The organism is Thiocapsa rosea, from assembly GCF_003634315.1.
GTDB lineage: Bacteria > Pseudomonadota > Gammaproteobacteria > Chromatiales > Chromatiaceae > Thiocapsa > Thiocapsa rosea.
In genome coordinates this window covers 3,254,882-3,279,955 of record NZ_RBXL01000001.1, presented here as the reverse complement: position 1 = coordinate 3,279,955, position 25,074 = coordinate 3,254,882, and the positions used below count along the sequence as shown (strand labels likewise).

The following is a 25,074-nucleotide window of genomic DNA, read 5'->3' as shown; positions in this document are numbered from 1 at the left end:
GGGCGATTGCGCGGTTGGTCCGATCCGATCCGGGCCTGAGGAGTGCCGGGGTTCGGGCAGAAGCGCTCCGAGTCGGGTTCGCGAAAGAGACGCGACCGACTCCGGCAAATCGGACGTTGAGGCCCCGGCTTGGCCGATGCGGGTAATGATGCGCTCGAAGAAACTGCGTCGGTGACGAAGGTCAGTTTGCATCTGGCCGCGCCGGGAGAATCATCACAACAAGAGGTTACCAGTCGAAAAGAGTCGGAGCACGGTCGGCAGCACGCAATCTGTTCACCCTTACTTCACATTTAACTTCACAATTTAGCCAGTGTGCGCTACCTTCGATCCAGAGACCCTTGGAGATTGGAACCGATAGAGGAGGCGCCCCGCCGTGACTGCCAATGAGACCCCACTGACGGGCCCACCGCCAGCCGAGGTGGTGCTCAGGGATGCCCCTCTGGTGCGCGTGATCGCTCAAGTGCAGTTCCCGCTGGTGGCGTCCGTAGAGAAGCGCGACTTTATGGCGCCGTTCCAGGAGGCAGTCCGCGCCGAATATCCGGTCCTTAGGCCCGAGCAAAACCGTAGCATTGTTTTCGGACAGCAGGGCATGACGGACACCCGCGAGAACACCTTATGGCGGTTCCACGATGCCGGTGGTGCGTGGCGTGTCACGCTGGCCCCCGACTTCCTCGCGCTGGAAACCAGCCTTTACACAAGTCGCGACGACTTCCTCGACCGGCTGAAGCGTGTGCTTGATGCGCTGGTCGCCTATGTAAACCCGAAGATGATCGATCGCCTCGGTGTGCGCTACATCGACCGCGTGACCGGCGACAACCTTCGCGACCTGACACAGCTTGTGCGCCCGGAGATAAGCGGCATTCTCTCGACGTCTCTGGCTTCCTACGCCTATCACGCGATTTCCGAGGCGGTATTCGTTCTGCCTGACAACGCAGGACAATTGACGGCGCGCTGGGGGCTCGTTCCCGCGCGCGGAACGGTCGATCCGGCTGCTGTCGATGCTATCGACGAACCGAGTTGGCTGCTGGATATCGACGCGTTTCAAGCGGAAACGAGAGAACTCGATGTCGACGCGACCGTGCAGCTGGCACGAGGATTCGCAGAGCGCATCTACAGCGTCTTTCGCTGGGTAGTAACCGATACGTTTCTACGGCGCTACGGAGGTCAACCATGACTTCACAGCCCCCTGCTTTCGAGACGGCACGAATGCGTCCGCGTCCGGACGCGACCGGCTTTGGCGGCATTCGCGAGCGTGTGCCTCCGCTCTTGGTGATCGTTGTCAGTGGAGCACTCTCGGCTCCCGGCACCTCGTCCATGGAGCCTACCCGTCTTTGGGAGGCGCCCTACGTCCGCGAGCCTGAGGCGACGGCCAGCGGACGTGTTTGGGAACAGCGTGTCGAAACCACCAGTGATGCGGAGGCGACACGACAGGCGATCTCCGAGTTACGTCGGATCTCGGGTCTGACCTGGGAACAGCTCGGTGAGATCTTCGATGTATCGCGGCGAAGCATACACTTCTGGGCGAGCGGTAAACCTCTAAACGCTCACAACGAGCAGCGGCTGATGCAGGTGCTGGACGTGATCAGGGCAGCAGACCGCAGCGACGCGCGGTCAACCCGCGCAGCGCTCTTCGCGGCAAAAGAGGGAACGACCGCGTTCGCCTTGTTGAGCGCGAAGCGATTCGAAGAGGCCCGTGCGATTCTGAGCGTTGGCACGGCTCGATCAAGACCGGCGCTCGCAGAGCTGACTGCCGCAGCTCAGGCGGACCGGAAACCTCTGCCGCCGGAGGAACTGGTCGACGCGCAACAAGATCGCGTTCATCGCAACCGTGACCGAGCACGGGCTGCTCGCGCCGTGAGGAACAAGCGGCTTGGAACCTCTTGACGCCGACGGTCGGGCGCAGATCGACGATGCACTGCAACGGTGGCGGCAGGGCGATTGTGTTCTCGGCGAGCAATGGTTCGTCTTCCGCGTATCGCCCGACGCTCCGCTGACGGAAGACGCGGCCGCTGCGGCAGTTCGGGCTGCCCCTTCGTGGGATGCGGAGTCTGTCCAGCTCATGTTCTGGTTCATCCGGAACGAGGATCAGCCGACCTTCGAGAGGCAGGGCTGGGACGTCCTCCTCCAGGCTTGGTTGAAGCGCGTTCCCGTGAGGGGGCGCTTCGGCGAGGTCGGCGGCGCGGTACTCACACTCGATGACCTAACGGCCCGCGACTACGTGGAGAGCGATCCGTTGGACATCGACCACCTTTCCAGTCGCGATGAATAGCCGTTTTCATCCCTGGAAGGGTCCGCTTCGATCGGTGCCGCGCGCGTCTTACCCTCGCCCGCCCCGTCACACCTCGTTTGCGCGCGACGACCGGCCAACCGCTGCGAATGCCTTGTGGAACGCGACAGTGCCCCGCGGCATCGTCCCGTCGAAGGACACTGCGAAGAAGACCTCAGGCGGAACGCCCTCGAAGACGAGCTGCGGACAGTTCTCGAACCCGAACCTTCGGTAGTACTCCGGATGCCCCACCAGGCAGCAGCCGCGCGCCTGCATGCGCTTGAGCCGCGACAAGCCTTCACGCACCAAGGCTTGTCCGATCCCTCGGCGCTGGACCTGGGGCAAGACCGAAATCGGGCCAAGTCCGTACCAATCCCGTGTGCCGTCCGATAAGGTGACGGGCGAGAAGGCAATGTGGCCGACGACACGGCCATCGACCTCCGCGACGAGCGAGAGTGCAAGGACCTCGGCGGCGCGGAGCGCGTCGATGATGAAGTGTTCGGTCTGGTTGCTGATCTCAAGGTCCCGAAACGCCGCGACCGTCACCTCGGCGATCGCGGCAATATCGTTGTTCGTCTCGTTCCTGATCTTGATGTTCGATGTCATGATCCCGTTCTCCACTGCTCGCAAACCAACGGTCTTTGTCCGACGCGTGCGTCTTCGGTCTCGGCTCACGCGTTCGAGGGCGTGGCCTTTGCGGACGCAGCCGTCGGCCGGAAGGCCCACGGGGTCTAGTATCCGGTCGCGGTCATCGCGATGTCGATCCTCGATGAGCATCCTCTGCGGCTTATGCGCTTCGGCACCACCGCCAATCGGTAGGAGCAGATCGACGATATGCCTCACCCCGATGATCGCTGATCGCAATACCTTCGCAGAGCGACCCGAGTACCCCGCAGGAGCGCCCCTACTCCCCTGATGGCGGGACTCCCTGGTTACCTCGGTCTTTTTCTCGCCGCGCTCGGTTCCGCGACCCTGCTGCCGTTGCAGTCCGAGGCCGTGCTGGTCGGGCTGTTGCTCGCCGATGCCCATGCGGTCTGGGCGCTGCTGACGGTGGCGACCATCGGCAATGTCCTCGGCGCGGTGGTCAACTGGGCCCTCGGACGCGGCCTGGAACGGTACCGTCGTCGACGCTGGTTTCCGGTCAGCGCGCATCGGCTGGCTCAGGCCCGGGGGTTCTATCGACGCACCGGCCATTGGTCGTTGCTGCTGAGCTGGGTCCCCGTCGTCGGCGACCCCCTTACCCTGATCGCCGGTGTCCTGCGCGAGCCCCTCTGGCGCTTCCTCGGCTTGGTCACGCTCGCCAAGGGCGGGCGCTATCTCGTCTTGAGTTCGCTCGTGCTGGGATGGCCGTATTGATCAAGAGTGATCGGGGTAATCCACTGAAGTGTCTTCGCCGAACAAATAACCCGACGAATCCACGCCGCCGGCCGAATCCATCATCATTCCGGTCGAAGGATTGATCCAGAAGTCGTTGCTTCGCTTGATCGTCTGTCTCTTCATTTTTTCCCGCGGAAAGGTCAACCCCAGGACGACCATCCCGACCAACAACGACGTCATACCTAAATGCCTGTCGAGGAGAAACAAGAGAGCAAAAATAACGGGCGTGCAGATGATCCACCACACCCTCGATGGTATGGATCCGAATGCTCGCGCCCAACGCTCACTGCTGTTCATGACCAACCTCCAATACTCTGCCGCGCCCTGTTTCGGGCGGGTAGCCCTCACCGTTCGCCCGGGACGAGACGACATTTCAGGATCCCGATCGCCCGCGAATCTCACCGAGTGTTGCGATAACGACACCGTAATCGATGTGGGCTTTGTTGACACCGTCTTTCTGATAGAAGCTCTCGTTCGACGCATCCTTGGGTAGCCCGGCCCAGATGCGGGACAAGTTGTGGGCGAAGTCGTGATCGCTGATCCCGCCACGCAGCCAACTGCTCATGCCGGCATCGTTTGCGAGTCGCAACGCCATCCGATCCTGGAGCTGACGGCTGAACAGTTCCTCCCCCGTCAACCCCATCCGGTTGATCAACCCATCGAACGTGCTCGGAATGATCTGATAGCGACCGATCGCCGACCCTCCGTTTCCGCTCTCCAAGAGTCGACTCTGGAGCGCCCGTACCTCGGACACCGTCATCCGGGTCAGGTCGATCGCGCTCTGATCGGCCTTGCCGAACCAGGCGTTGTAGTTGCCGCGAGACTCCGGTTGGGCCAGCAGATCCAGCACCTCGCCGCGCGGTCCCGGTGTCACGCTGCGTTCCGTGACCGGGGTTCCGCTTGGCCGGGAAGCGCCGCTTAGTCCATCAGTCTTTTTTTTTGAGCCGATGCCTTGCGCATTGTAGGTGCCGATCAGGCGCAGATCGCTGTCGTCGCGCGACACCGCGGAACGTTCGACGAGGTCGGCCATATGTTGACCCCTCGCCCCGCCTCCGGCCTCGTCGATGACCGCTTGACGGGCCGCCTGTTGCGCAGCGCTCGGCGCGAAGGCAAACACGGACGTCGTGGCTTCCCGGAACAGGGTCTGCTGGGCATCCGTCAAACCGTGGCCGGCAACCTGCTGCAGACGGGCGTCGATCATGGCGCCCCGTGCCTGCGTCCAGCCGACCTCGCCCCCTGCGGCCTCCCGTCCGGCAGCGACCGCCGCGGCGACATCGCCTCCGCTCGCCAGGGTGGAGCCGAAGGCCTTCGCGGCCGCGACGGTCTGTCCCAGAGCAGCCGTTGCCCCGGCGCTGGCCAAGGCCCCGGTCTCCGCAAGCTTCACGAAGGTGCCCCCGACTTCGTTGTGGAGGGCCTGCGCTGCGGGACGCGGCAAGATCGCCCGCCGGTCGATCTCCGACCCGATGCGTTCGCGAACCTGCTCGCGAACCTGATCCTGTCGGGCGGCAAGGCCCTCTGCGGCAGACTCGCGGTTGGCGGCATGGAAGTTGTCGGCGGCACTCGGCCTATACTGGGTCTCGACCGAACGCCCGTGCGCCTCGATGTCGCCGCGCAGGCCTGCGACGTCGTCGCGAGGATCCTGCAAACCGACGCTTTCGACCGCACCTCGCGCGGCTCCGAAGTGCGGAGCGGACTCGCGCAGATCAGCGTTGTCGTGCGGGTTGATCGCAGGCGCGTGTGTTCCGAACGTGTCCGCCAGAATGCCGTATCCGGCCTCTTTCGCACTCTGCGCCTCCGCCGGGGTGAATCGCCGCAAGGTCGTTCCCTCGGCGTGCCCGATCAACAGCGCCACACCTGCCGCCGCGCTCGCCGCGTCGCGGTTGAGGTTCCGGGCGTAAGCCCACGAGCCCGAGAGTTGCTGGTGATCCCCGGTCAGATTGCGTCGGTCGATTTCCCGGTGCAGCCGATCCATGAGTTCCGGATCGTTGGAAATCGCATTGCCGATCTCGGCGGCGCCGTAGGTGCCCATGGCGCCGTAGCGTCGCGCCAGCGACTGCTCGCGCTCCAGCGAACGCGAGGAGGAGACCACATCGGCTGCGTCCTTCTCCAACCGCGCGCTTTCGTCGCTGGAGAGCCGCTCCGCGAAGACGTTGCGGCTGCCGGATTGGGAGTCGGCGCGGATCGATTCGGCAAGACGCGCCTCGAAGCCGGAATCACCCGAAACACGGCGAGCGATATCGGCAGCCATCGTGTCGGCGAGTTTGACGTCGGTGATGTACTGGCTTCGGAGTTGGGTCGAGAGATCACCCGCGAGGCTGCCCTCATCGCCACCCAAGCGGCCCTTCGCTGCGATGGCTCCGGAGACGATGCCGGCCATTTGCTGTGTACTCATCCCGCTCTGCTCATACTTCTCCGTAAGCCCCCGCGCTTCGCTCATGATCGCGCGATCGGTCGCACTTCCTGTCGCCCCGTAGTCCCAGTTCATGGACCGTGAGGCAAAGGACTCGCCGGACCGCGACGCCGACGCACTCGCGGTGCCGGCCAGCGAGGAGGAGAAACGGGAGCTGGCCTGCTGCACGGCCTGCTCGCCGGAGCGCACGCTGTCCTGCATGGAGCGCCCGACATCCGCCGACCAGAGCACGGAATTGGCGTTCGGCGTCGTCGTGCCGGTGAGCGGGGCATGGGTCTTGAGCGACCCCATCGACAGGGCGGCCGCGGGATTCACCGCATCGGGGCTCGCGATCTTCTCGTTGACGTGGTCGCCGCCTTGCAGGCGTCCCGCCAAATGGGTCGCGGTCACCGCCGAGCCGTAGATCAGCATCAAGGAGATCGCCGGCGTGCTCGCCGCGAGCATCCCGCCGACCCCGAGATAATCCGAGAGGATGAAGTCGAGCTTCCACAGCGCGAAGATCGAGGGCAGCTCCAGGTTGCCCATCCCGGCGTTCCTCAGCGCGTCGAGTTTGCCTTGGGTCGTCAGGATGATGTAGAGGTTGATCACCGCGAGGATCGGCTGCCAGAGCTGGATCCAGAGGCCGAACAGCAGGTACTTGCCGATCATCCGGATGCCGATCGTACCGAGCCCGACGGCGAAGACCATCAGCGGGGAGACGGCGAACAGGAACGCCTCGAAGAAGGTCATCATGGGGCGCACGATGCGTGCGAACAGGGTCTCCTCGGCGGCCCATTGGGTGTTGCGCTGCTGGGCGGCCTGGGTGATGGTCGCGGCGGTTTCCCAGCGCCCGAGCTCCTCCCACACCTGCGCCTCGCCCTTGGGCAGGACGCTCGCCGCCACCGACATCACCATGTAGTTCTGCGCATCCACCCCGGCGCCGGCGACGGCATCCAGCGCGGTCTGCACGGCGTTGTCCACCTCCCCGGCCTGCACGGCGAGGGTGGCGGCGAGCGAGCCGCGCAGCGCCGGCAGGAACTCGGTGGTGGTGTAGGCGGACAGATCCGCCCAAGCGTCGTCGCATTCCTTCACCGTCGGGGCCCCGCCCAACCACAGCTCGGTGGTCGGCATCGCATTGGCAACCGCCAGCGCGCCGGTCCAGCTCGGATCGCGCAGCACGCTGTCCAGGGAGCGTTGTCCGGTGTCGACATCGTAGAGCACGCACTCGGCGATGTAGTTGACGAAGGAGCGCTCGATGTCCGCACCCGGTGTCGGGCTGTTGGCCGCACCGAGCCGCGCGCGCGAGAGGGTCCCCGCGCGCACGCTCTGCAGGATCTGCAGGGGTGCGGCGAAGCCATAATCGGTCATCGCCGGGGTGGAGAACGCCTGCTCGAAGAGCCGGGTCACGCCGTAGCCCACCTGCGAGAGCGCCGAGCCCACGGCGGCCACGCCCAGGGGAACGTTGTCGACCCGGTGCACCGCCCCGGAGTAGAGGTCCTCCACGCTCACCCGCGCACTCGGGCCGAACATGCCCAGATAGATGACCAGCGCGATCAGCATCTGCTGGTACTGGGGGGCGCGCGCCTGCACCAGGCCCTGGAAGGTCACCAAGATGACGCCGATCAGGAAGCCCACGCCGGCGAGCTGGCTCATGTTGCCGGTGCCCATGAGCATGGCCACGGCGTTGAGGACGGCGGCGAGGTAGGCGGCGTCGCCGATGGAAGAAATCTCGAACATGGCTGTTGCCGTGCCTCAGCGCTGGTTGGGAGTGGACTCGGCCCGGCCCTTCACTTGGGCGGACAGGTCTTGGTAGTAGGCAAGCAGGGTCTGGGCGTTGCCGTAGCGCGCGGCGAGGACGGCGTATTCGCGATACACCTGCTCGCGCGCGCCCTTGATCTGCTCGGCGACCTTGGCGGTGTAGGCGCTGCCACCCATCGCGAGTGCGTTCTCCGCGGCACGCAGCAGGTCGGACATGATGAGCTGAGCCATCTCCAGCGCGATCACCGGAGCCGCCTGTTTGGCGAAGATCCGCGCCAGCCCCGCGTCGTGACGGGCGAGGTTGCGCAGTTGTGCGCCGATGCCGTTGGGGGCGAGCTCCATGAAGGCCTGCTCGCGGGCGGTCGGTGCGGTCGCGCCCAGACGGAACTTCTGCACCAGACCGACGCTGCCCGCGACGTTCGGATCGCCCAGCAGCAGGTGATCGGTGTACTGCACCAGCCCCACGGTCTGGGTATCGGCGATCACGCTCGGCGCCATGCAGCCGTTGACCGCCGTGTCGTTGCAGCTGTAGCGCCGCACGACATGGTTGACGGTGCTCTGACCACTGCTGGTGTCCTCGTGCGCGCTGCTGCCCCAGAGCAGATCGCGCACGCTCATGAGGTTGCCCGGCAGCGGGGTGACCCGGAAGTTGTCGCCGGCCCCGTCGGGTGCGGGCTCGGGCGGGCCGAGGATCACCGAGCCGGTCACGCTCATGATGGCTTCGAGCAGGGCATCGTCGCCGCCGACGAACCAGCCGGCCGCGCCCTGGCGTTTGAGCGCCTGCCAGACCAGATTGCCCTGCAGATCGGCCTCGGCGCGCTGCTCCTCGGTCAGGTTGTTCGCGACCTGGTTCACCGGGCTTTCCCCGGAGGTCAGGCTGCGGGTCTCGAAGACGTCGCCGAAGCCCTTCACCATCGCCACCAGCGAGGTGTTGTCCTTGTGTTGCACGTCGAAGGCGCTCGCCACGTCGTTGACCAGACCCTTGGCGAGCTGGCAGGAGTTGGCGTAGCCCTGATTGAGCGCCTGGAGCTTGCGCTGCAGCGACTCCATGACCTCGACACAGGTCGGGCACATGGCGGTCAGGGCGACCTCGAAGGCGTAGCCGGTCGCGTTCGCCGCGATCGAGCGCATCAGCTGTTGGAACTGATCCGCGGAGATGAAGCTGAAGGAGCCGGCGAACATGTCGATGCCCCCGCAGCCGGCCTCGAAGGACGGCGGGACCACATGCCAGAGCGACTCGCTCATGAGGCGGTTGCGGTTCACGACCGAGCCGCCCGAGAAGGCGCCGCGGCGCTGTCCCATGTGCGCCGAGGGGTTGGTCAGATTGACCATGCTGTCGAACATGATGCTCGACTGGGTGGCGATGCCGGCGGCCGTGACGGCGCCGGGCGACGCCGTCGCGGCGATCAGGACAAGGGAGGATGCGAGTCGGATCTTCATCGAGGGGCCTGGTAGGTGTCGGGTCGGGTGTCGGGTGGGACGGTCGCGCGCAGTGCCTCAAGCAAGGCGGACGGATCCTCGGGGAGTGCGGTGAGCGTCGCGGCAGCGCTGCCCCGATCGGCCGAACCCGCTCGGAGACGGCTCGCCTCCGCCTCGCTCACCCAGCCGGCCTGGACGGCGGCGAGGACGATGCGATCGCGCAGCTGGGCGAGCGAGAGCAGTCCCTGGGCAATCGGCGCCACCGCACCCTGATCCGGGCGGGCGAGGAACATCGCCGGGGTGGAGATCACGCCCAGCGCCTCGGCCTGACCGCGGTCGATCTCGAAGGCGGGAAACGTCCCGTCCGCGAGGCCGGCCCCGTCGAGCGAGACCGCCAGCACCGCGAAGCCGTAGCGCTGCGCGAGGGCCTCCAGGAGCGGGGCTTGCGCATCGCAATAGGGACAGTCCGAGCGGAAGAGGAACCAGAGCGCGGTCTCCCCGGCAAGGCGTTCGAGCAGCGCGTCGCCGGCGGCGCTCGCCTGCTTGTCGGCCAGGTTCGCGCCGAAGTTGGCGGTGGGTCGACGGGTGATCTCGTCGAGGACGGGATCGCCCTGCACCACACGCTCGGACACCCGGGCGAAGCGCGAGGACTTGTCCATCGCGATGCGTTGCAGGTGCAGGTAGACCGCCACGTTCTCGGGGGACGGATCGTCGATGGCGCGGTCGCGGTAGGTGTCCAGATTTTCCCGGAACCAGTGTGCGGAGAGCGGCGCCGGTCCGGGGGAGACCTCCGCGAGAGGCTCGGAGGGTTTCGCCTCGACGGGCGCTTGCGGCGGCTCGGCGCTCGGCGCAGGCACGACAGGCACCGGCTCGGGCAGGGGCGGCTCCCGATACCAGAACCAGCCCTCGGCATCGCGCGCGTAGAAGCCGCCCGCGGGTGTCGCGAGCGTCGGCACGGCCGTCAGTGCGACCAGGAGGCCCGCGGCGAGGGCGTCGGCGCGGTGTCGGATCGGTCGCATCACGGCCCTGCTCGACGAGGAGAGGCGCGTCCGCCGGCCCGCGCATAGAGGGCGCACAGCGGACACCCGATCAGGATCGCGTCGCGCAAGGCGATGTACGGGGCCTCGCAGGACGGGCACCAGGCTATCGCGGCGAGCCCGGCGCGCAGATCCCGCGCGACGATCCAGGCTTGGTTGATCCCCAGAGCACCCGCAGGCGGACCGGAGACGAGCGCCAGATAGAGCTCGTAGGCACGCACCAGCCCGTGCGGGTCGATCATGCGCCCGAGGGCGCCGTCGCGACGGTGCTCGGCATAGACCACACCGAAGAGCGAGGCCGCAGCGTGCTCGGTGCGGGTACGGATCATCGAGCCGGCACTGTCCGGCAGCGGACCGCGCGGCGGCGCCCGTCCGTGCAGCTGTCGATACCAGCCGGCAAGGACCGTGCTCTTCAGCCCGGTGGCCCAGTGCACGATTCCGACACGCGCGCCGTGCTGCAGCATGACGAGCGCGAGGGTCTCGGCGTCGTGCCGGGCGAGGCGGGCATCCGGCACGCGTGCACTTCGGTTTCCGAGACTGATCGGCGCGACACCGATCCGCCCCGTGCCGATCGGATCGGTGCTCACTGGCTTGGCTTTCATCGGATCTGCGCTCAACCCGCACCCCCGGCGGCACGCAGCGCCAGATGCAGATTGCGCAAGGTCGGCGGCACCTGCGCCCGGGCAAGCGGTGCGTCGAGGCTCGCGCGGAAGGTCACGACGGGTGCCTCGGCCAAATCGAGGACCGCCTCCAGGGTGGCGCCGGCGAGCCACTCGGCCAGCTCCGGGGTGACGCCGAAGAGTGTTGCGGCCACCTGCGGGGAGACCTGGGCGGCATCCCGTGCGCCGATCCAATAGAGGCGATTGCAGCGCCGCACGGTGTCCTGCAGGTCGGGGATTGCCGAGGACGGCATCAGGGCTGTCGACATTGCAGATACTCCGATCGGGATTCGAGAACGCGGGGGACATAGGTGCGGGTCTCGCGATAGGGCGGGATGCGATAGCCGTGCTTGATCACGGCGCCCTCCCCCGCGTTGTAGCCGGCGGCGACCAACGCGGGGTCGCCGTCGAACATCCCGGCCAAATCGCGCAGGTAGCGCACGCCGGCGTCGATGTTTTGTTCCAGATCGCGCGGATTCGCGCCGTAGCGCGCGGCGGTCGCCGGCATCAGCTGCATCACGCCGGTCGCGCCCTTCGGGGAGACCGCCGTCTGACGGAACGCACTTTCGCGCCGGGCGATCGCGAGCGCGAACGCCGGATCCACGCCGTGGCGGCGCGCGGCGGCCTCCACGAGCGCGGCGACGGGTTGTTTGTCAGGGTCGATGCAGCGGGCACGGAGGCCCGCCGTGACCGTTCGAATACGCGGGCCGGATGCCGGAGCCCCGGAAGGCGCGGAAGACTGTTCGGGAGATGGCGCAAACCCGGTGGCCGGATCGCTCAGCGCCTCGGCGAGCGCGAGGATCCGCGCGCCGAGGGTCTCGGCAGCGGTGTCCGATGCCGCGCGATACTGACCGATCCCCCGCGCCGGGTTGCTCGGATAGGCGCGCAGGCCGACGGCGATCAGCGCGGCCCCGCGCGCGAGGTTGCGCGCCGGATCCAACAATTCGGCCGGCGTGCCGCCGAACCACAGGTGGCGCACCGGCACGGCCAGGAGTCCGACCGCGAGGTCTGTCGCCGCGTCCGACGAGGCGTCGTCCAGGGCGCGTTGCGCGTCCTCGCGGGTCGCGTAGTGCACGCGACGCCCGTCCACGACGAGCGTCCAGGGCCACGGCGCGGCCTGCCCGTTCGCGATCCGCCCGCTCGCCGACAGCGCGGCGGCATAGAGCAGATGCGGTTCGATCCCTTGAGCCCCTGCCGGTTCGGCCCAGACCGACGGCAGCGATGCTTGGCCGTGGCTGTCGGGCGTACCGACGGGTGCGCCGTCGATTGCTTCCGGCGCGGCATGGACCGACACGGTCGTGGCCAGCACACCGCAGAGGACACCGGCAAACCAGGCGCACTTAATCATCGACCCGCCCCAGCCGACCGACGAGTCGATCCCGGCGCCGCAGTGCCGCCGGATCGTCGGGCGTCGACGGCGTTGCCGGTGCGACCTTGGCAAGCGCAACGGCACCGCCTTTGATCGTCAACAACCCGACGGCGGCGAGGTGGCGCAGCCGGGCGGCCCGCGAGCGCTTGGGCAACTGCACGAGATCCGCGAGCAGCTCGGGCTGGGACGGGCCGATGTTGACCACGGCACGCAGCAGATCGCGGGAGCGCGCCTCAGCCGGCATAGCGATGAAACCCCCGTGCGTTCGCACCGATCGGATCCGGGGCCACCACGACCGTCGCACCCGGAAACAGCCCGGCCGCCGCCCGCACGTAATAGCTTCCGCCGCCTCCGGCGATCAACACAAGATCCACGCTCGCGCTCTCGCGGCGCAGGGATCGGCGCAGGCTCTCCAGGGCGACCGCGCAGACCGGTCCGGCCACACGCCCGAGCAGGGTCGGCACCGACAGGCGATGTCCGGCCTGCAGCACATGTGCGCGCCCGGCACGCAGTGCGGCCTCCAGACCCAGCGGCTGGGGTTTGCCGCCCGCCTCGGCCGCGGCTTCCTGGGCGGCCCGCTCCAGCAGCACCGACATGGCCTCCAGGCTGGTGCCGCTGGCGCTGCGGCGCAGCTCCCCTTTGACGACGAGCGCCCAATCGAAGGAATAGAAGCCGGCGTCCAGCACGATGACGGTGCCGGTCTCGATGCGCTCGAGGATCTCCTCGTCCGTCGCGGCATAGACCAGATCGAGGTAGGCGCCGATCGGCTGCGGAACGACCCGCACCTCCCCGACCTCGAGGCGCGCCTCGCCGTTGCCGTGCCGCCCGGTCAGAAGCCGCTTCAGGCGCTCCCGACGGCGAGGGTCGCCGGCTTGGGCGACCGGCAGCCCGGTCACGACCACGTCGATGGCGCGCTGCCCCGTCAGCTGCAGCGCGGCCAGGGCCAGGGCGTGATAGCTCGGGGTGGCCGGATAGTCTTCGTGCAGCGGGCGCTGCCAGTCCTCGAAGCGCTCGGGCTCGATTGCCGCCGCCCAGAGCACGCCGTCCAGATCGACCGGGACCGGCCGATCGACGGCCGTGCCCGTCGCGCTGCCCTCCTCCGCGGCCGCGCCGATGCGCTCGCCCAGACGCTCCCGCGGAGCGGCTCCGGCCGGGCGCACGATGAGTCGCTGCAGGTCTCCGCGAGGCCCTGCCGCGATCTTCACATTCGAATAGCCGATATCCAGTCCGACGACGTACATGGCTCCGCCCGTTGGGTTCACACCGAATGCACGGGCGGTACACAAGCGCGCTTCACGCCGTCGCCGTCCTGATGCATTCCGATGACAAGGTTCACAAGAGATTCGCAATCGGCGTACGAGAAGGCGACAGCGAATGCTCGGCATTCTTGGCGTCGAGGCGCTGCAACGCCAGCCGTTTAAATGACCGAAAACGGTGTCTTTCCGGGCGGTGCCCGACGCATGACGCGTGCTAACCTCCCGACGCCTGACGGCAATGGAGAACGGCATCCATTCGCGGGAAAGAGAAACAGAGGCGACCCGATCATCGGATAGGTTTCGGAAATGAAACGGACTACCGATCGGTGATAACGCGGCGTTCGCTGTTGCGGTTCTGCAGTGGAGAACAGGGATCCACGAATGAAACCCCGAGCGGCGTTTTGCGCCCTCCGGCGACACCCACCCGATGGATGAGCGAATACGAACGCCCGTCCCGAGCGATCAGGGATCAACGCATGACACGACGACCGAACGGCAATACGGAAGACGAGAACGCGCTTGCGCCTTCCGATCGAGGGGAGCGCGACACCGCAAGCGTCCGAGCAACCACGGCGCTGCCTGCCCTGACCGGAAGCTGCCCGCGGCACGTGAGAACAGCGGGCGCTGTTTCACCAAAGATAAGAGGGTGCGAACGCCCGGCCGGCATGCCGCCTGCCCACAGGCTCGAGGCAGCCTTCCGGGCAGGCCCGCCCGGCACAACGGGCAGGGACGCCGAGGAGGCCCTCGACGCCTGGATCGCGCGCAACCTGGCGGCCCTGCAGGAGCGCGCCGAGCAAGGATGCAGCGCCTTCGAGCGACGCCTGGCGGAGGCCGGTCGCGGACTGCCGTGCAGCGCCCGGGGCAGCGCCCGGTCGTGGAGGAGGCCGAGCAGGGATTCGGCGCCATCCACGCCGGCGCGCGCCACATCGCCGAGGTGCGCACCCGCTTTCGGGCCGCCGCCAAGCAGTGCCGCGAGCTGGGTCTGACGGAAACCCGAGCGGCGTTTTGCGCCGTCCGGCGACACCCACCCGATGGACGCGCGAATAGGAACGCCCGTCCCGAACGATTACGGATCAACCCATGACACGACGACCGAACGGCAATACGGAAGACCTGCATGAAGGGTTGCACTCTGCACGAGGAGCGTGCGACGCGCCGACCGCCCGAGCGACGACGGCACTGTCTGCCCTGACCGGAAGCTGCCCGGAGCAAGTGAGAACAGCGGGTGCTGTTTCACCAAAGATAAGAGGGTGCGAACGCCCGGCCGGCATGCCGCCTGCCCACAGGCTCGAGGAAGTCTTCCGGGCAGGCCCGCCCGGCGCAACGGGCAGGGACGCCGAGGACGACGACGCCACCGAGGAGGATGGGGCACCGAGCGATATCGCGGAGGCGCTCGACGCCTGGATCGCGCGCAACCTGGCGGCCCTGCAGGAGCGCGCCGAGCAAGGATGCAGCGCCTTCGAGCAACGCCTGGCGGAGGCCGGTCGCGGACTGCCGTGCAGCGCCCGGTCGTGGAGGAGGCCGAGCAGGGATTCGGCGCCATCCACGCCGGCGCGCGCCACATCGCCGAGGTGCGCACCCGCTTTCGGGCCGCCGCCAAGCAGTGCCGCGAGCTGGGTCTGACGGAAACCCGAGCGGCGTTTTGCGCCGTCCGGCGACACCCACCCGATGGACGCGCGAATAGGAACGCCCGTCCCGAACGATTACGGATCAACCCATGACACGACGACCGAACGGCAATACGGAAGACCTGCATGAAGGGTTGCACTCTGCACGAGGAGCGTGCGACGCGCCGACCGCCCGAGCGACGACGGCACTGTCTGCCCTGACCGGAAGCTGCCCGGAGCAAGTGAGAACAGCGGGTGCTGTTTCACCAAAGATAAGAGGGTGCGAACGCCCGGCCGGCATGCCGCCTGCCCACAGGCTCGAGGAAGTCTTCCGGGCAGGCCCGCCCGGCGCAACGGGCAGGGACGCCGAGGACGACGACGCCACCGAGGAGGATGGGGCACCGAGCGATATCGCGGAGGCGCTCGACGCCTGGATCGCGCGCAACCTGGCGGCCCTGCAGGAGCGCGCCGAGCAAGGATGCAGCGCCTTCGAGCAACGCCTGGCGGAGGCCGGTCGCGAACTGCCGCGCAGCGCATGGGGTCGCATCGGCGTACGGGTACGTCCGCAGCGGGCTGAGCGCGCCACCCCCGGTGCCTTCTCCATCGAGTGGGTCACCTACCGCCATGTGCGCACCGCCGCGGGCGTCGTCTATCTGTCGGACTACATCCGCAAGGGCGACGGGGATCGCTACCCGAAGAGCGCCTTTCGCGGCATTGCACGGGACTGGCAGCGCCCGCTCGTGGAGGAGGCCGAGCAGGGATTCGGCGCCATCCGCGCCGCCGCGCGCCAACTCGCGGAGGTGCGCACCCGCTTTCGGGCCGCCGCCAAACGGTGCCGCGAGCTGGGTCTGGACGGCAACTCCGCGCGCTGACGGTCCGCCGCAAAGCAGACCCATCCGCGCGGTTATCGCCATGGCCGGGCGCATCTGCGACGGTGCAGGATGCCCCGATGACACTCTTCGATCTCTTTCGCCGTTCCAAACCGGCCGCGCAGGGTCCCGAACCCGTCCAAGCGACGCCCGCACCCCGGGGCACTGCGAGTCCCGATCCGGACGAGGACCTGCTGCGCTACCCGCCCTTCATCAAGGGGCTGCCGGCCTCCGACGTCGATGCGCTGCTCGCCAAGCAAGCCGAATTGATCCGGCGCCTGCAGGACGGCGTAGGCATGACCGATACGGATTACCGCCAGCTCGTCCTGCCGGTCGTGCGCCGCCTCGCCGCCTTCGTGCACCTGCTGCCCGCCTCCGAGGCCCATCATCACCGCGGCTCGGGCGGGCTGCTGCGCCATTCCCTGGAAGTGGGCTTCCTCGCCTCGCAGGCGTCGATGCGCCACGTCTTCGCCTTGGATCGCGAGCCCAAGGACCGCTATCACCTGGAGCCGCGCTGGCGGGTCGCAAGCGGCCTGGCCGGGCTGCTGCACGACATCGGCAAGCCCGTTGCCGACCTGACGGTGTCGGATCGCGACGGCACCCTGACCTGGTGTCCGCATGAAGAGCCGCTGCTCGACTGGGCCCGCCGGCATGGACTGCAGCGCTACTATCTGCGCTGGCGCGAGACGCGCCGCCACAATGCCCATCTGCAGATGGGCACCTTGGTGGTGCACGCCATCCTCACCCCCGAGATCAAGACCTGGCTGAGCCGGGATCCGGCGATCCTCGCCAACCTGATCGCGGTCGTGGGCGGACAGGAGGAGACCTCGGTCGTGGGCACGGTGGTCGGCAACGCCGATCGGGCGAGCGTGGCGCGCGATCTGCGCGAGAACCGCATCGATCCCGACGCCTTCGCGCTCGGCGTGCCGGTGGACCGCTACCTGATCGACGCCATGCGCCGTCTGGTGCGCGAGGGCACCTGGACGGTCAACACCCCCGGCGCGCGGCTGTGGATGCTCGCCGACGGGCTGCATGTGGTCTGGCCGCAAGGCGGCGAAGACATCGCCGGCCTCCTGGCGCGGGACAAGATCCCCGGTATCCCCAAGGCACCCGAGACCATCGCCGACATTCTGGTGGAGCGCGGTCATGTGACGACCTATCGCGAGGAGGAGCGCGACCGCTTCTACCGCAGCATCGCCCCGGCGCCGCTCGTGAAGGACGGCAAGCCGGTGCAGCTGACGATGCTGCTGCTCGCCTCGCCCGAGTTGGTCTTCGCCGGACATCCGCCGGCGCCGGTGGCGCGTTGGCAGGATGGCGCGCGCTGCGCACCCGTCCGGGACGACGACACGGTCGAACTCATCATGAGCGATGCCGATGCCCTCGATACTCCCGACACCGAGGCAACCCCAGCCGCACCGCAGGTCCGTTTACCCACCGCGTCCGACCGCACGAGGGCAACGCACGTCGAACCTCCGGGCACGATCCCGGCAGCCGTGAGCGCGGAGCCCGACCCAACCGAGACGCGCACACCATCCGGATCGCAAGACCCGACCGGTTCCGCTCACAGCTGGCTCGCAGACCGCGGCACCGGCGGCCTCGCCTTGATCACGTTGCTGCGGTCCATCGCGGACGGCGAACGCCCCGCCGAGATCCTCGCCCGTCACGATCGCCATCTGCTGATCCCCTACCCCGAGGGGTTGACGGCACTCGTCGTGCCCGGCATCGGGATGGAACCCGCCGACGTCCTGCACGCCTTGTGGGACGGCGGCCTGCTCGCGATCGATCCGCGCCGCCCCTTGCTGCGCGTGCGCGAGATCGACGGACGGATGCGGGCGATGCTCACGGTCGAGGCCAGCGCCGCGGTGACGACGCTTCTCGATCGGCTGGTCGAGCCGGCGGTTGAGCCGCTGGATGTGCCTCCATGCGATCGCGTTGCGACAGATCCCCTCGGAGTTGCGCCGGGCACGGACGACCCGGCCGGGGCAGCAGACGCCATCGACCCGCCCGAGTCACGACCCGGCGCCACCGCCCTTGCCACCGATCCGCCCAAACCGCCCCCGCGCAAAAGCGCCGCACGCGCCTTCGCCGAAGACTTGGCAACGCAGTGCCGCGACGGGCGCGTGCCGACGACGGCGCTCCCGAACGGTCTGCTGATCGACCACGCCACCCTCGCGGCCCTGGCCTCTGAACACCGCATCCCGCCCTCGAAACTGCTGCGGCGCTTCAAGCATCAGCCGGACTTCATTCCCGACACGCGCGGGATCATTCTCGCGGGGCGCCCGTGAGCACCTATGCCAATCCCTGGCGTCCGCTCTTCGAGTTGCCCGCCATGCTGCTGTGGACCGGCATCGCGGCCGTGTCCTGGGCCACCGCGGAGCTGTGGGATCTGCACGCGGCCTCTTTTCGGTGGCTCGGGGTCGGCAGTCTGGTGATGGCGCTCACCTGGCTGCCCGGCACCGTGCGCGGCATCAACCGGCGCGATTGGCTGCGCGGGCGCCCGCAGCAGTTCATCGACCCGCAAGTGTTCGCCGCGCGCGTGCCCTCCTGGCCGGGGTTGCTGTGGATGGGCCGCGGGTTCGATTGGGAGGCCCGACATGCGCAGGAGGCGCTGGATCTGGTCCGGCTCGGACCCGAACTGTTCGCCCCGCGCGATCCCGCCCGTCTGGGCGCGACCTGGATCCACGGGCTCGGCGGTGCCGATGCGGAGATCACCGTTCCGCTCGCCCACACCGAAGGCCACCTGTTGATCGTCGGGACCACCGGGTGCGGCAAGACCCGTTTGTTCGATCTACTGGTCACCCAGGCGGTGCTGCGCGGGGATGCGGTCGTGATCCTCGACCCCAAGGGCGACCGCGGTCTGCGCGCCGCCGCCGAGCGCGCCTGTATGCTGGCCGGCACACCCGAGCGCTTCGTTTCCTTTCATCCGGCCTTTCCCGCCGCCTCGGTGCGCCTCGATCCGCTGCGCAACTTCCAGCGCGCCACCGAGCTGGCCAGCCGGGTCGCCGCGCTGATCCCCTCGGAAACGGGCAACGATCCCTTCAAGGCGTTCGGGCAGATGGCGCTCAGCCATGCCGTGCACGGGCTGCTGGCCGTAGAGGAGCGCCCGACCCTGGTGACGCTGCGCCGCTATCTGGAAGGCGGTGCGGATGCGCTGGTCGAACGTGTTCTGCAGCGCTACTTCGACACCCATCTGCCGCACTGGCAGGAGCACGCGGGTCCCTACATCAACAAGGCCCGCGATGCCAATCGACGCGCGCGGGGTCTGCTCGCCTTCTACCGCGAGCGCGTGCGCGGCGAGCATCCCTCGACCGTCATCGACGGACTCGGGGGCCTGCTTGAGCACGAGGCCGTGCACTTCGGCAAGATGGTCGCGAGCCTCATGCCGGTGATCGTGATGCTCACCTCCGGGCACCTGGAGGGTCTGCTCTCGCCCGACGAGACGGACCCGAACGATCCGCGTCGAGCGGCCTCGATCGGGGAGATCATCGCCCGGCGCGAAGTCCTCTACGTCGGCCTGGACAGTCTCTCCGATCCCATCGTGGGCAGCGCGATCGGCTCGATGCTGACCGCCGATCTGGCCGCGGTGGCGGGCTCCATCTACAACCACGAGGCCCACCCGCGCCCGACCGACATCTTCATCGACGAGGCCGCCGAGACGGTCTCCGACCCGCTGATCCAGCTCCTCAACAAGGGGCGCGGGGCCGGGCTGCGTCTGACCATCGCCACTCAGACCTTCGCGGACTTCGCCGCGCGCATGGGCAGCGAGGAGAAGGCCCGCCAGGTGCTGGGCAACCTCAACGGGCTGATCGCGATGCGGGTGATCGATGCCAAGACGCAGGAGTACATCGCCGAGAGTCTCCCCGCAGTGAGGCTGTGCACGGTGGTGAAGAGCCAAGGCTCCACGACCGCGAGCGACCGACCGCTGCTCTACACCGGCAATGCCGGGGAGCGCCTCGACGAGGCCGAAGCGCCCTTGTTCCCGGCGGCGCTGCTCGGGGAGCTGCCCAACTTCGAGTACCTGGCCCGCTGGCCCGGCGGGCGCGTCTCCAAAGGTCGCTTGCCGATCCTGGGCGAGCCCCTGCCGCCGCCGGCGGAGCGGTGACGACGGGGATGCCGCACCGTCGCGATCCGACCGGTCGACTGGCGCTGTCGTCCCTGTCGCGGGCCGACGCCCGAACACTGCGCACCCTGGAGTTGGAGTGGCCGGATGCCCTCGGCCTGATGGCGCGGGTCGCGCTGCTCGCCTGCCCGCCCGCGCCGTCCGGGGAAGATCCCGCCGAACCCGTGCTGGCCATGGTGCGCGCGGGCATCGCCGCCTACCGTCGCGCCCGCAGCGACGGCGAGGACGATCTTGCACGCTTCGCGGCCTTCGTCGACGGCATCACCCTCGCCCTGGCACGCCGAGACCAGTATTGCGTGGCGCGGGCGCTGACCGAGCCGCAGCGCCGGGTGCTGGCCCGGCGCGTGCCCCCGAGACAGACCTCCCGTGTGGGATAGCGCGAACACCAAGGAGGGTCGCGGCGTGTGGCTGTGGGCGGTTGCCTCCACCCTGCTGCTCTTCCTGCTCGAACTGATCCTCTTCGCCTCCTTCATCCCGAGCGACTGGGCACGCAATGTCGAGCAGACCGAACAGCGTCGGCTCGTGGAGACACTCGGGGCCGACGCGGCGCAGGCGATTCAGGCGAGGGGCGCGCGGTGGTACGACACGCTTTTCGTGGAGACCGGCATCGCACCCTGGACCTATCGCTTGGTCGCAACCGGACCGGGCGTGGAGTCCGGTTACGGCCTGGAGCCGATCGGCGCGAGTCCCGCCTGGGCCTGGTTGCGCGGACGGCTCGATGTCATCTGGGGCGCGTTCGCGCAGGCGCTGCGCCGGATTGCGCTGCTGCTGGCCTGGTGGCCCTTCATGGCGATCGTGCTGGTGGCGGCGCTCGGCGACGGCTGGCTGCGTCGTCGCATCCGGCAGTACGGATTCGTCTACGCCAGCCCGCTGGCGCACCACACGGCGCTGCGGATCCTGCTCGTCCTCTGGCTGATCGAGGGGCTGCTGCTGTTCGCGCCGATCGCGATGCCGGTCCTCGCGGTTCCGATGCTCGGTGTCGCCTCGGCGCTGTGCGTGGCGTTCGTGGTGACCCATACGCAGAAGCAGCTCTGAACCGCGTCCGGCATCGCAACCACTACACATGTCACGGCCGGCCAAGGCCCGCTCCCGAAAGCCGCTATGCAATCTCGCCGATCGGGATGAAGAGACGGTTGGCTTGGCTTGTAAAGCAATGAAATCCATCGCGGGCATTGAACGCCGCAGCGTGATCGTCAGTTGCGTCCATCCGTTTCCGGCAACGACCGTTACGCGTTCAGGCGAAGGTAGCGTGCGACCGCGCGCTCCATCGATGACGAGAGCGGTTCCGGGTTCAGCAACGCCTCCGCGAACCGATGCTGATCCTCGACGGACAGTCGGATGATGCCGGCATCCTCGATGGTGCGATGGGCCGCGTCCCGAGCGGCGTCAACGACGAAATCGTCGACACTGCGTCCCTGGAGTTCGGCGGCGCGCCTGACGACGGCCAGTACCTCGGGCGATACCCCCGCCTCGAAGCGGGCGGTGCGTTTCGTTTCTCTCGGCATCAAGGTCTCCGCGCTTCTTCGGTGATCGACGAGATGACGACGACCATTTTAAACCGCCGGAGTCGGAATACAGCGTCGCCGTGACTGTGGACACAACGCATTCCACCTGCGGCAAAGCGGGCGTTTGGAGCGAGTTTTCGCCGTCGCGGGCCGGAAAGGCGTGACGCACCATGCGCTCACGTCAAAACCGCGCCACAGGCACCCGATGGAGACCCTCGACTTTCCCCACCACATCGACGAACCGCCCACGCTGCTCTTGTGGCGTATGGACGATCTGATGCCGCTGGTGCTGGCGCTCGTCGCCGGCATCCTCGCCGGACAGCTCACCATCGCCCTGCTGCTCGGCGCCCTGCTCTCGCACGGCTACCGGCGGTTTCGCGATCGCCAAGCCGACGGCTACGCCCTGCATCTGATCTACTGGTTCGGCCTCATGCCGCTCGGGGCACGCTCCACGCCCAACCCCTTCGCGCGGCACTACGTGCCATGACCCTCGGCGACTTTCTCTCCACCTGGCGCGGCACGACACTCGAGAACCGGGTCTGGCGCATCACGGTGCTGGTCCTGGTCGCCTCCAACCTGATCCTGGTCGGACTGGTCGGTCAGGTCGAGCGCACCGTGGTGCTGGTTCCGCCGGTGTTGGAAGGCGAGGTGACGATCGCGCGCGAGTACGCGAGCCAGCAGGTCGAGGAGTCCTGGGGTGTCTACGTCGCCCAGCTGCTCGGCAATGTCGGCCCGACCACCGTCGACGGGCTGGTACGCGTTTTGGAGCCGCTGCTCGCCGGGGGACTGCATCGCGAGGTGATGAAGTCGATCGCCGATCAGACCGAGGCGATCAAGCGCGAGAACATCGCCATGCACTTCGCCCCGCAAACGGTCGCCTACGACACCGCCACCCGCACCGTCTTCGTCACCGGACAGCACAAGACCGAAGGCCCGGCGGCCGCCCCCGTGCTCAACCGACGCACCTACGAGCTGCGGGTCGAGTTCCGCAACTACCGCCCGCTGATCACCCATCTGGAGGTGTATCGCGGGGATCCGCGCACCACCCGCGATGCCCACCACGAGGACGCGAAGACATGATCACCCGACGCCTCTCCATTCTTGCCGTCGTCCTGGCCGCGTCGAGCGCACAGGCCGACCCGGCCTTCGAGATTCCCCCGGTTCCCTGCACGCTGCTCGACGCCGGGTGCACGCCGAGCGCGGTGTCCTCGGTCCTGCAGACGTCGCGCTCCGAGGCGTCGCCCGAGGGCCTCATCCGCACCGTCATGGGCGGCGAAGCGACTCCGGCTCGGCGTACCGGCGGCAGCCTGCCGGTCACCCTGGAGCTGGGTCCGCGCAACCTCGACGTCACGCCGGGTACCACGGTGCTGATCGAGATCGCCATCGGACACCTCAACCGCATCGTCACGCCCTTTGCCGACCCGGTCGTGCATACCGTCTCGAATGCCTCGACCCAGGTCGACGGCAGTGTGGTCTATGTCGCCACCGACACCGAAGAACCCGTGGCCCTGTACATCGGCGACGGACAAGGCAGCACCCTCGCGCTGGCGCTGACCTTGGCCCCGCGGTATGTCCCGCCGCGCGAGGTCCGCCTCACGGTGCCGGGATATCAAGGCAAGCGTGCCGGGAACGCGACCGCAACGCGCGCCCCGGCCGACCCGGTCGCCGTCATGCCGATGCTGGCCAACGCCTCCGACCGGGACGGCGACGGCGAAGGGCCGTCCTATGTCTCGGACCTGGTCGAGCAGCTGCGCGCGTTGGCGCAAGGTCGGATGCCGGCGGGCTTTCGGATCGCGAAGGGCTCGGAGGGTGCCAAGCTGCGCTGCGCCGACGGCCTGAAGGTGCGCCACGGCGAACGCGCGCAGGGACCGGCGTCCGACCTGGTGAAGGCGAGAGTCGCCAACACCGCCGCGCACGCCATCACGCTCGAGCACGACACCTGCCGCCCGGACACCGCCACCGTCGCCGCGATGGGCGCCTGGCCGCGCCGAGTGCTCGCGCCCGGCGAGGAGACCGAGGTCTTTTTCGTCCTCGCCCGCGAAACGCGTGTGCATCGCACGACCGGGCAGCCGCAATGAGGCTGCACCGACACTGGGAAAACCTCTCGCCCAACGCCAAACGGGTCGCCGCCCTCGGCGGCGGCGTCTTCGTGGTCTCGGTCCTGACGGCGGGGAGCTTTCTGTTCGCCCCGGCGCAGACCCCCGGCCTGCACTCGCCGTCGCCGCGCGACACCCTGGTGCGCAACATCCTCACGGATGCGGATCCACGGCAACTCGGGATCGAGGCCCTGGTCAATCGCCTGGAGCGCATGGAAAAGCGCATGAGCGAGGTGCAGCGCAACCTCGAGCGCAGCGCAACCGCGGCACCGAACACCCCCGCGCTCGGGCCGGCGCCGCGCGAGCAGGATCTCGGCAACGCGCTTGAACTCGAGGCGCTGCGCGGGGAGATCGATCAACTGCGCGAGGCCCTCGCCGTCCAAGCGCGGCAGTCGGCGAGCCCGCCGGGACTGCCGCAACCGGAGCAGCCCGATACTGCGGATCCGGCATCGCCGGCCGGCACCGCCGCGCAGCCGCACCGACCGGCGCCGATGGAGGCGCTGTTCGGCCCGCCGACGACACCGCCGTCCGTGCCGGGCGCGGCACCCTCCTCCGCCGTCCCCGCCCAAACACCGGGGCGCACCCTGCAGATCCGCACCGTCGCCGCGCCGGCCTCGACGGCGCCAGTGTCGACTCCGCCCGGCACCGCCGAGCCCGGATCCGTCTATATCCCCGCCGGTGCCATCCTCAAAGGGGTGCTGCTCAACGGCATCGACATGCCGACCGGGCAGAACGCCCGCAAGGATCCCGTGCCGGCCCTGATCCGGGTCAAACACCAGGCGATCCTGCCCAACCGGGTCCGTGCGGACCTGCGCGAGTGCTTCCTGTTGGTCGGCGGATTCGGGGATCTGGCCTCCGAGCGGGCTTATCTGCGCGGAGAGACCTTCAGCTGCATCCGCAACGACGGCGGCGTCATCGAGATCCCCATCGACGGCTATGCGGTGGGCGAAGACGGCAAGGTCGGGGTGCGCGGGCGGGTGGTCTCCAAACAAGGTGTGCTGCTCGCCAAGGCGCTGCAGGCGGGGTTCCTGCAATCCTTCTCGCAGATCTTCAACCGCATGCCGACGATCCCGGTCAATACCGGCACCGGCACCGACCTGCAGTTCCAGTCCATGCTCACGCCCCAAGCCCTGAGTGCCGCCTCGGCGCAAGGCGTCGGCGGCGCGATGGATCGTCTGGCGAACTACTATCTGGACATGGCCGAGCAGCTGCTGCCGGTGATCGAGGTCGATGCGGGACGCGGGGCGGAGTTCATTCTCAACCGCGGGGTGTCGATGAAGCTCGCCGATGTAGTGGAGTAACATGGCCGCACGCTCGGCGTCGGTCGCTTCGCCCGCGCGCCGATTC

Annotated in this window: 26 protein-coding genes; 15 read left to right on the top strand and 11 right to left on the bottom strand. The window is 68.2% G+C overall.

Features of this window, described 5'->3' with window-relative positions; all coding sequences use genetic code 11:
* Positions 1 to 373: 373 nt before the first annotated feature.
* The 3 genes from BDD21_RS14745 (at position 374) to BDD21_RS14735 (ending at position 2,269) form a co-directional block, all read left to right on the top strand.
* Complete coding sequence (locus BDD21_RS14745; protein ID WP_211335064.1) at positions 374 to 1,174, top strand: TIGR04255 family protein; 801 nt, start codon at positions 374 to 376, stop codon at positions 1,172 to 1,174.
* A 140-nt stretch (positions 1,175 to 1,314) separates the two neighbouring features.
* Positions 1,315 to 1,884 (top strand): XRE family transcriptional regulator, encoded by a 570-nt coding sequence (locus tag BDD21_RS14740; protein ID WP_147431089.1) that lies wholly within the window; start codon positions 1,315 to 1,317, stop codon positions 1,882 to 1,884.
* Complete coding sequence (locus BDD21_RS14735; protein ID WP_120797785.1) at positions 1,871 to 2,269, top strand: hypothetical protein; 399 nt, start codon at positions 1,871 to 1,873, stop codon at positions 2,267 to 2,269. Before BDD21_RS14740 ends, BDD21_RS14735 begins: the two co-directional genes overlap by 14 nt.
* Before the next feature lie 66 nt (positions 2,270 to 2,335).
* On the opposite strand, the gene BDD21_RS14730 is transcribed toward BDD21_RS14735, so the two are convergent.
* On the bottom strand, positions 2,336 to 2,872 hold the full coding sequence (locus tag BDD21_RS14730; protein ID WP_120799939.1) for a GNAT family N-acetyltransferase: 537 nt from the start codon (positions 2,870 to 2,872) through the stop codon (positions 2,336 to 2,338).
* A 309-nt stretch (positions 2,873 to 3,181) separates the two neighbouring features.
* Between BDD21_RS14730 and BDD21_RS14725 the strand changes: the two genes are divergently transcribed.
* Positions 3,182 to 3,622 carry a YqaA family protein gene (locus BDD21_RS14725; protein WP_120797784.1) on the top strand — a complete coding sequence of 147 codons (441 nt, stop codon included), beginning with the start codon at positions 3,182 to 3,184 and terminating at the stop codon, positions 3,620 to 3,622.
* Here the strand turns inward: BDD21_RS14725 and BDD21_RS14720 are convergent, their stop codons facing one another.
* From BDD21_RS14720 to BDD21_RS14680, 9 genes are all read right to left on the bottom strand, one after another.
* Positions 3,623 to 3,940: a hypothetical protein gene (locus BDD21_RS14720; protein WP_120797783.1), complete on the bottom strand. Its 318-nt coding sequence runs from the start codon at positions 3,938 to 3,940 to the stop codon at positions 3,623 to 3,625. It lies immediately after the preceding gene.
* Positions 3,941 to 4,016: 76 nt separating this feature from the next.
* Positions 4,017 to 7,769: a conjugal transfer protein TraG N-terminal domain-containing protein gene (locus tag BDD21_RS14715; protein ID WP_120797782.1), complete on the bottom strand. Its 3,753-nt coding sequence runs from the start codon at positions 7,767 to 7,769 to the stop codon at positions 4,017 to 4,019.
* Between the two features lie 15 nt (positions 7,770 to 7,784).
* On the bottom strand, positions 7,785 to 9,230 hold the full coding sequence (locus tag BDD21_RS14710) for a conjugal transfer protein TraH (RefSeq protein ID WP_120797781.1): 1,446 nt from the start codon (positions 9,228 to 9,230) through the stop codon (positions 7,785 to 7,787).
* Positions 9,227 to 10,228: a conjugal transfer protein TraF gene (gene traF, locus BDD21_RS14705; RefSeq protein WP_245969924.1), complete on the bottom strand. Its 1,002-nt coding sequence runs from the start codon at positions 10,226 to 10,228 to the stop codon at positions 9,227 to 9,229. The genes BDD21_RS14710 and traF overlap by 4 nt, the downstream gene beginning before the upstream one ends.
* On the bottom strand, positions 10,228 to 10,848 hold the full coding sequence (locus BDD21_RS14700) for a FlhC family transcriptional regulator (RefSeq protein ID WP_245969616.1): 621 nt from the start codon (positions 10,846 to 10,848) through the stop codon (positions 10,228 to 10,230). Before BDD21_RS14700 ends, traF begins: the two co-directional genes overlap by 1 nt.
* Before the next feature lie 11 nt (positions 10,849 to 10,859).
* Positions 10,860 to 11,174: a hypothetical protein gene (locus BDD21_RS14695; RefSeq protein WP_120797780.1), complete on the bottom strand. Its 315-nt coding sequence runs from the start codon at positions 11,172 to 11,174 to the stop codon at positions 10,860 to 10,862.
* Positions 11,159 to 12,253 carry a lytic transglycosylase domain-containing protein gene (locus tag BDD21_RS14690; protein ID WP_120797779.1) on the bottom strand — a complete coding sequence of 365 codons (1,095 nt, stop codon included), beginning with the start codon at positions 12,251 to 12,253 and terminating at the stop codon, positions 11,159 to 11,161. The genes BDD21_RS14695 and BDD21_RS14690 overlap by 16 nt, the downstream gene beginning before the upstream one ends.
* The gene (locus tag BDD21_RS14685) at positions 12,246 to 12,518 is read right to left on the bottom strand and encodes a hypothetical protein (RefSeq protein WP_120797778.1); all 273 of its coding nucleotides are present in this window, start codon (positions 12,516 to 12,518) and stop codon (positions 12,246 to 12,248) included. Before BDD21_RS14685 ends, BDD21_RS14690 begins: the two co-directional genes overlap by 8 nt.
* Positions 12,508 to 13,515, bottom strand: coding sequence for a ParM/StbA family protein (locus tag BDD21_RS14680; protein ID WP_120797777.1), 1,008 nt, complete (start codon positions 13,513 to 13,515; stop codon positions 12,508 to 12,510). Before BDD21_RS14680 ends, BDD21_RS14685 begins: the two co-directional genes overlap by 11 nt.
* Before the next feature lie 814 nt (positions 13,516 to 14,329).
* Between BDD21_RS14680 and BDD21_RS28675 the strand changes: the two genes are divergently transcribed.
* From BDD21_RS28675 to BDD21_RS14645, 7 genes are all read left to right on the top strand, one after another.
* On the top strand, positions 14,330 to 14,614 hold the full coding sequence (locus BDD21_RS28675; protein WP_245969615.1) for a hypothetical protein: 285 nt from the start codon (positions 14,330 to 14,332) through the stop codon (positions 14,612 to 14,614).
* Between the two features lie 185 nt (positions 14,615 to 14,799).
* Positions 14,800 to 15,153 (top strand): hypothetical protein, encoded by a 354-nt coding sequence (locus BDD21_RS28670; protein WP_245969614.1) that lies wholly within the window; start codon positions 14,800 to 14,802, stop codon positions 15,151 to 15,153.
* Positions 15,154 to 15,436: 283 nt separating this feature from the next.
* Complete coding sequence (mobI, locus tag BDD21_RS14665) at positions 15,437 to 16,009, top strand: conjugative transfer protein MobI(A/C) (protein ID WP_245969613.1); 573 nt, start codon at positions 15,437 to 15,439, stop codon at positions 16,007 to 16,009.
* A gap of 77 nt (positions 16,010 to 16,086) precedes the next feature.
* Positions 16,087 to 18,291 (top strand): MobH family relaxase, encoded by a 2,205-nt coding sequence (gene mobH, locus BDD21_RS14660; RefSeq protein WP_120797775.1) that lies wholly within the window; start codon positions 16,087 to 16,089, stop codon positions 18,289 to 18,291.
* Entirely contained in the window at positions 18,288 to 20,108 is a 1,821-nt protein-coding gene (gene traD, locus BDD21_RS14655) for a conjugative transfer system coupling protein TraD (protein WP_120797774.1), read from the top strand. Before mobH ends, traD begins: the two co-directional genes overlap by 4 nt.
* Before the next feature lie 8 nt (positions 20,109 to 20,116).
* Complete coding sequence (locus tag BDD21_RS14650; protein WP_120797773.1) at positions 20,117 to 20,503, top strand: hypothetical protein; 387 nt, start codon at positions 20,117 to 20,119, stop codon at positions 20,501 to 20,503.
* The gene (locus tag BDD21_RS14645) at positions 20,493 to 21,161 is read left to right on the top strand and encodes an IncC plasmid conjugative DNA transfer DtrJ family protein (RefSeq protein ID WP_245969612.1); all 669 of its coding nucleotides are present in this window, start codon (positions 20,493 to 20,495) and stop codon (positions 21,159 to 21,161) included. The genes BDD21_RS14650 and BDD21_RS14645 overlap by 11 nt, the downstream gene beginning before the upstream one ends.
* Before the next feature lie 191 nt (positions 21,162 to 21,352).
* On the opposite strand, the gene BDD21_RS14635 is transcribed toward BDD21_RS14645, so the two are convergent.
* Positions 21,353 to 21,631 (bottom strand): type II toxin-antitoxin system TacA family antitoxin, encoded by a 279-nt coding sequence (locus BDD21_RS14635; protein ID WP_120797772.1) that lies wholly within the window; start codon positions 21,629 to 21,631, stop codon positions 21,353 to 21,355.
* 205 nt (positions 21,632 to 21,836) lie between these two features.
* On the opposite strand from BDD21_RS14635, the gene traL reads away from it, so the two are divergent.
* Genes traL through BDD21_RS14615 form a run of 4 tightly spaced genes read left to right on the top strand, consistent with a single transcriptional unit; the run spans position 21,837 to position 25,028 of the window.
* On the top strand, positions 21,837 to 22,118 hold the full coding sequence (gene traL / locus BDD21_RS14630) for a type IV conjugative transfer system protein TraL (protein ID WP_007193353.1): 282 nt from the start codon (positions 21,837 to 21,839) through the stop codon (positions 22,116 to 22,118).
* Positions 22,115 to 22,711, top strand: a complete 597-nt coding sequence (locus BDD21_RS14625) for a TraE/TraK family type IV conjugative transfer system protein (protein ID WP_120797771.1) — start codon at positions 22,115 to 22,117, stop codon at positions 22,709 to 22,711. Before traL ends, BDD21_RS14625 begins: the two co-directional genes overlap by 4 nt.
* A complete protein-coding gene (locus BDD21_RS14620; protein ID WP_120797770.1) occupies positions 22,708 to 23,709 on the top strand; it encodes a TraK domain-containing protein in 1,002 nt (333 codons plus the stop codon). The genes BDD21_RS14625 and BDD21_RS14620 overlap by 4 nt, the downstream gene beginning before the upstream one ends.
* Positions 23,706 to 25,028, top strand: a complete 1,323-nt coding sequence (locus tag BDD21_RS14615) for a TraB/TrbI/VirB10 family type IV secretion system protein (RefSeq protein WP_120797769.1) — start codon at positions 23,706 to 23,708, stop codon at positions 25,026 to 25,028. The genes BDD21_RS14620 and BDD21_RS14615 overlap by 4 nt, the downstream gene beginning before the upstream one ends.
* The last annotated feature ends 46 nt before the right edge of the window (positions 25,029 to 25,074 follow it).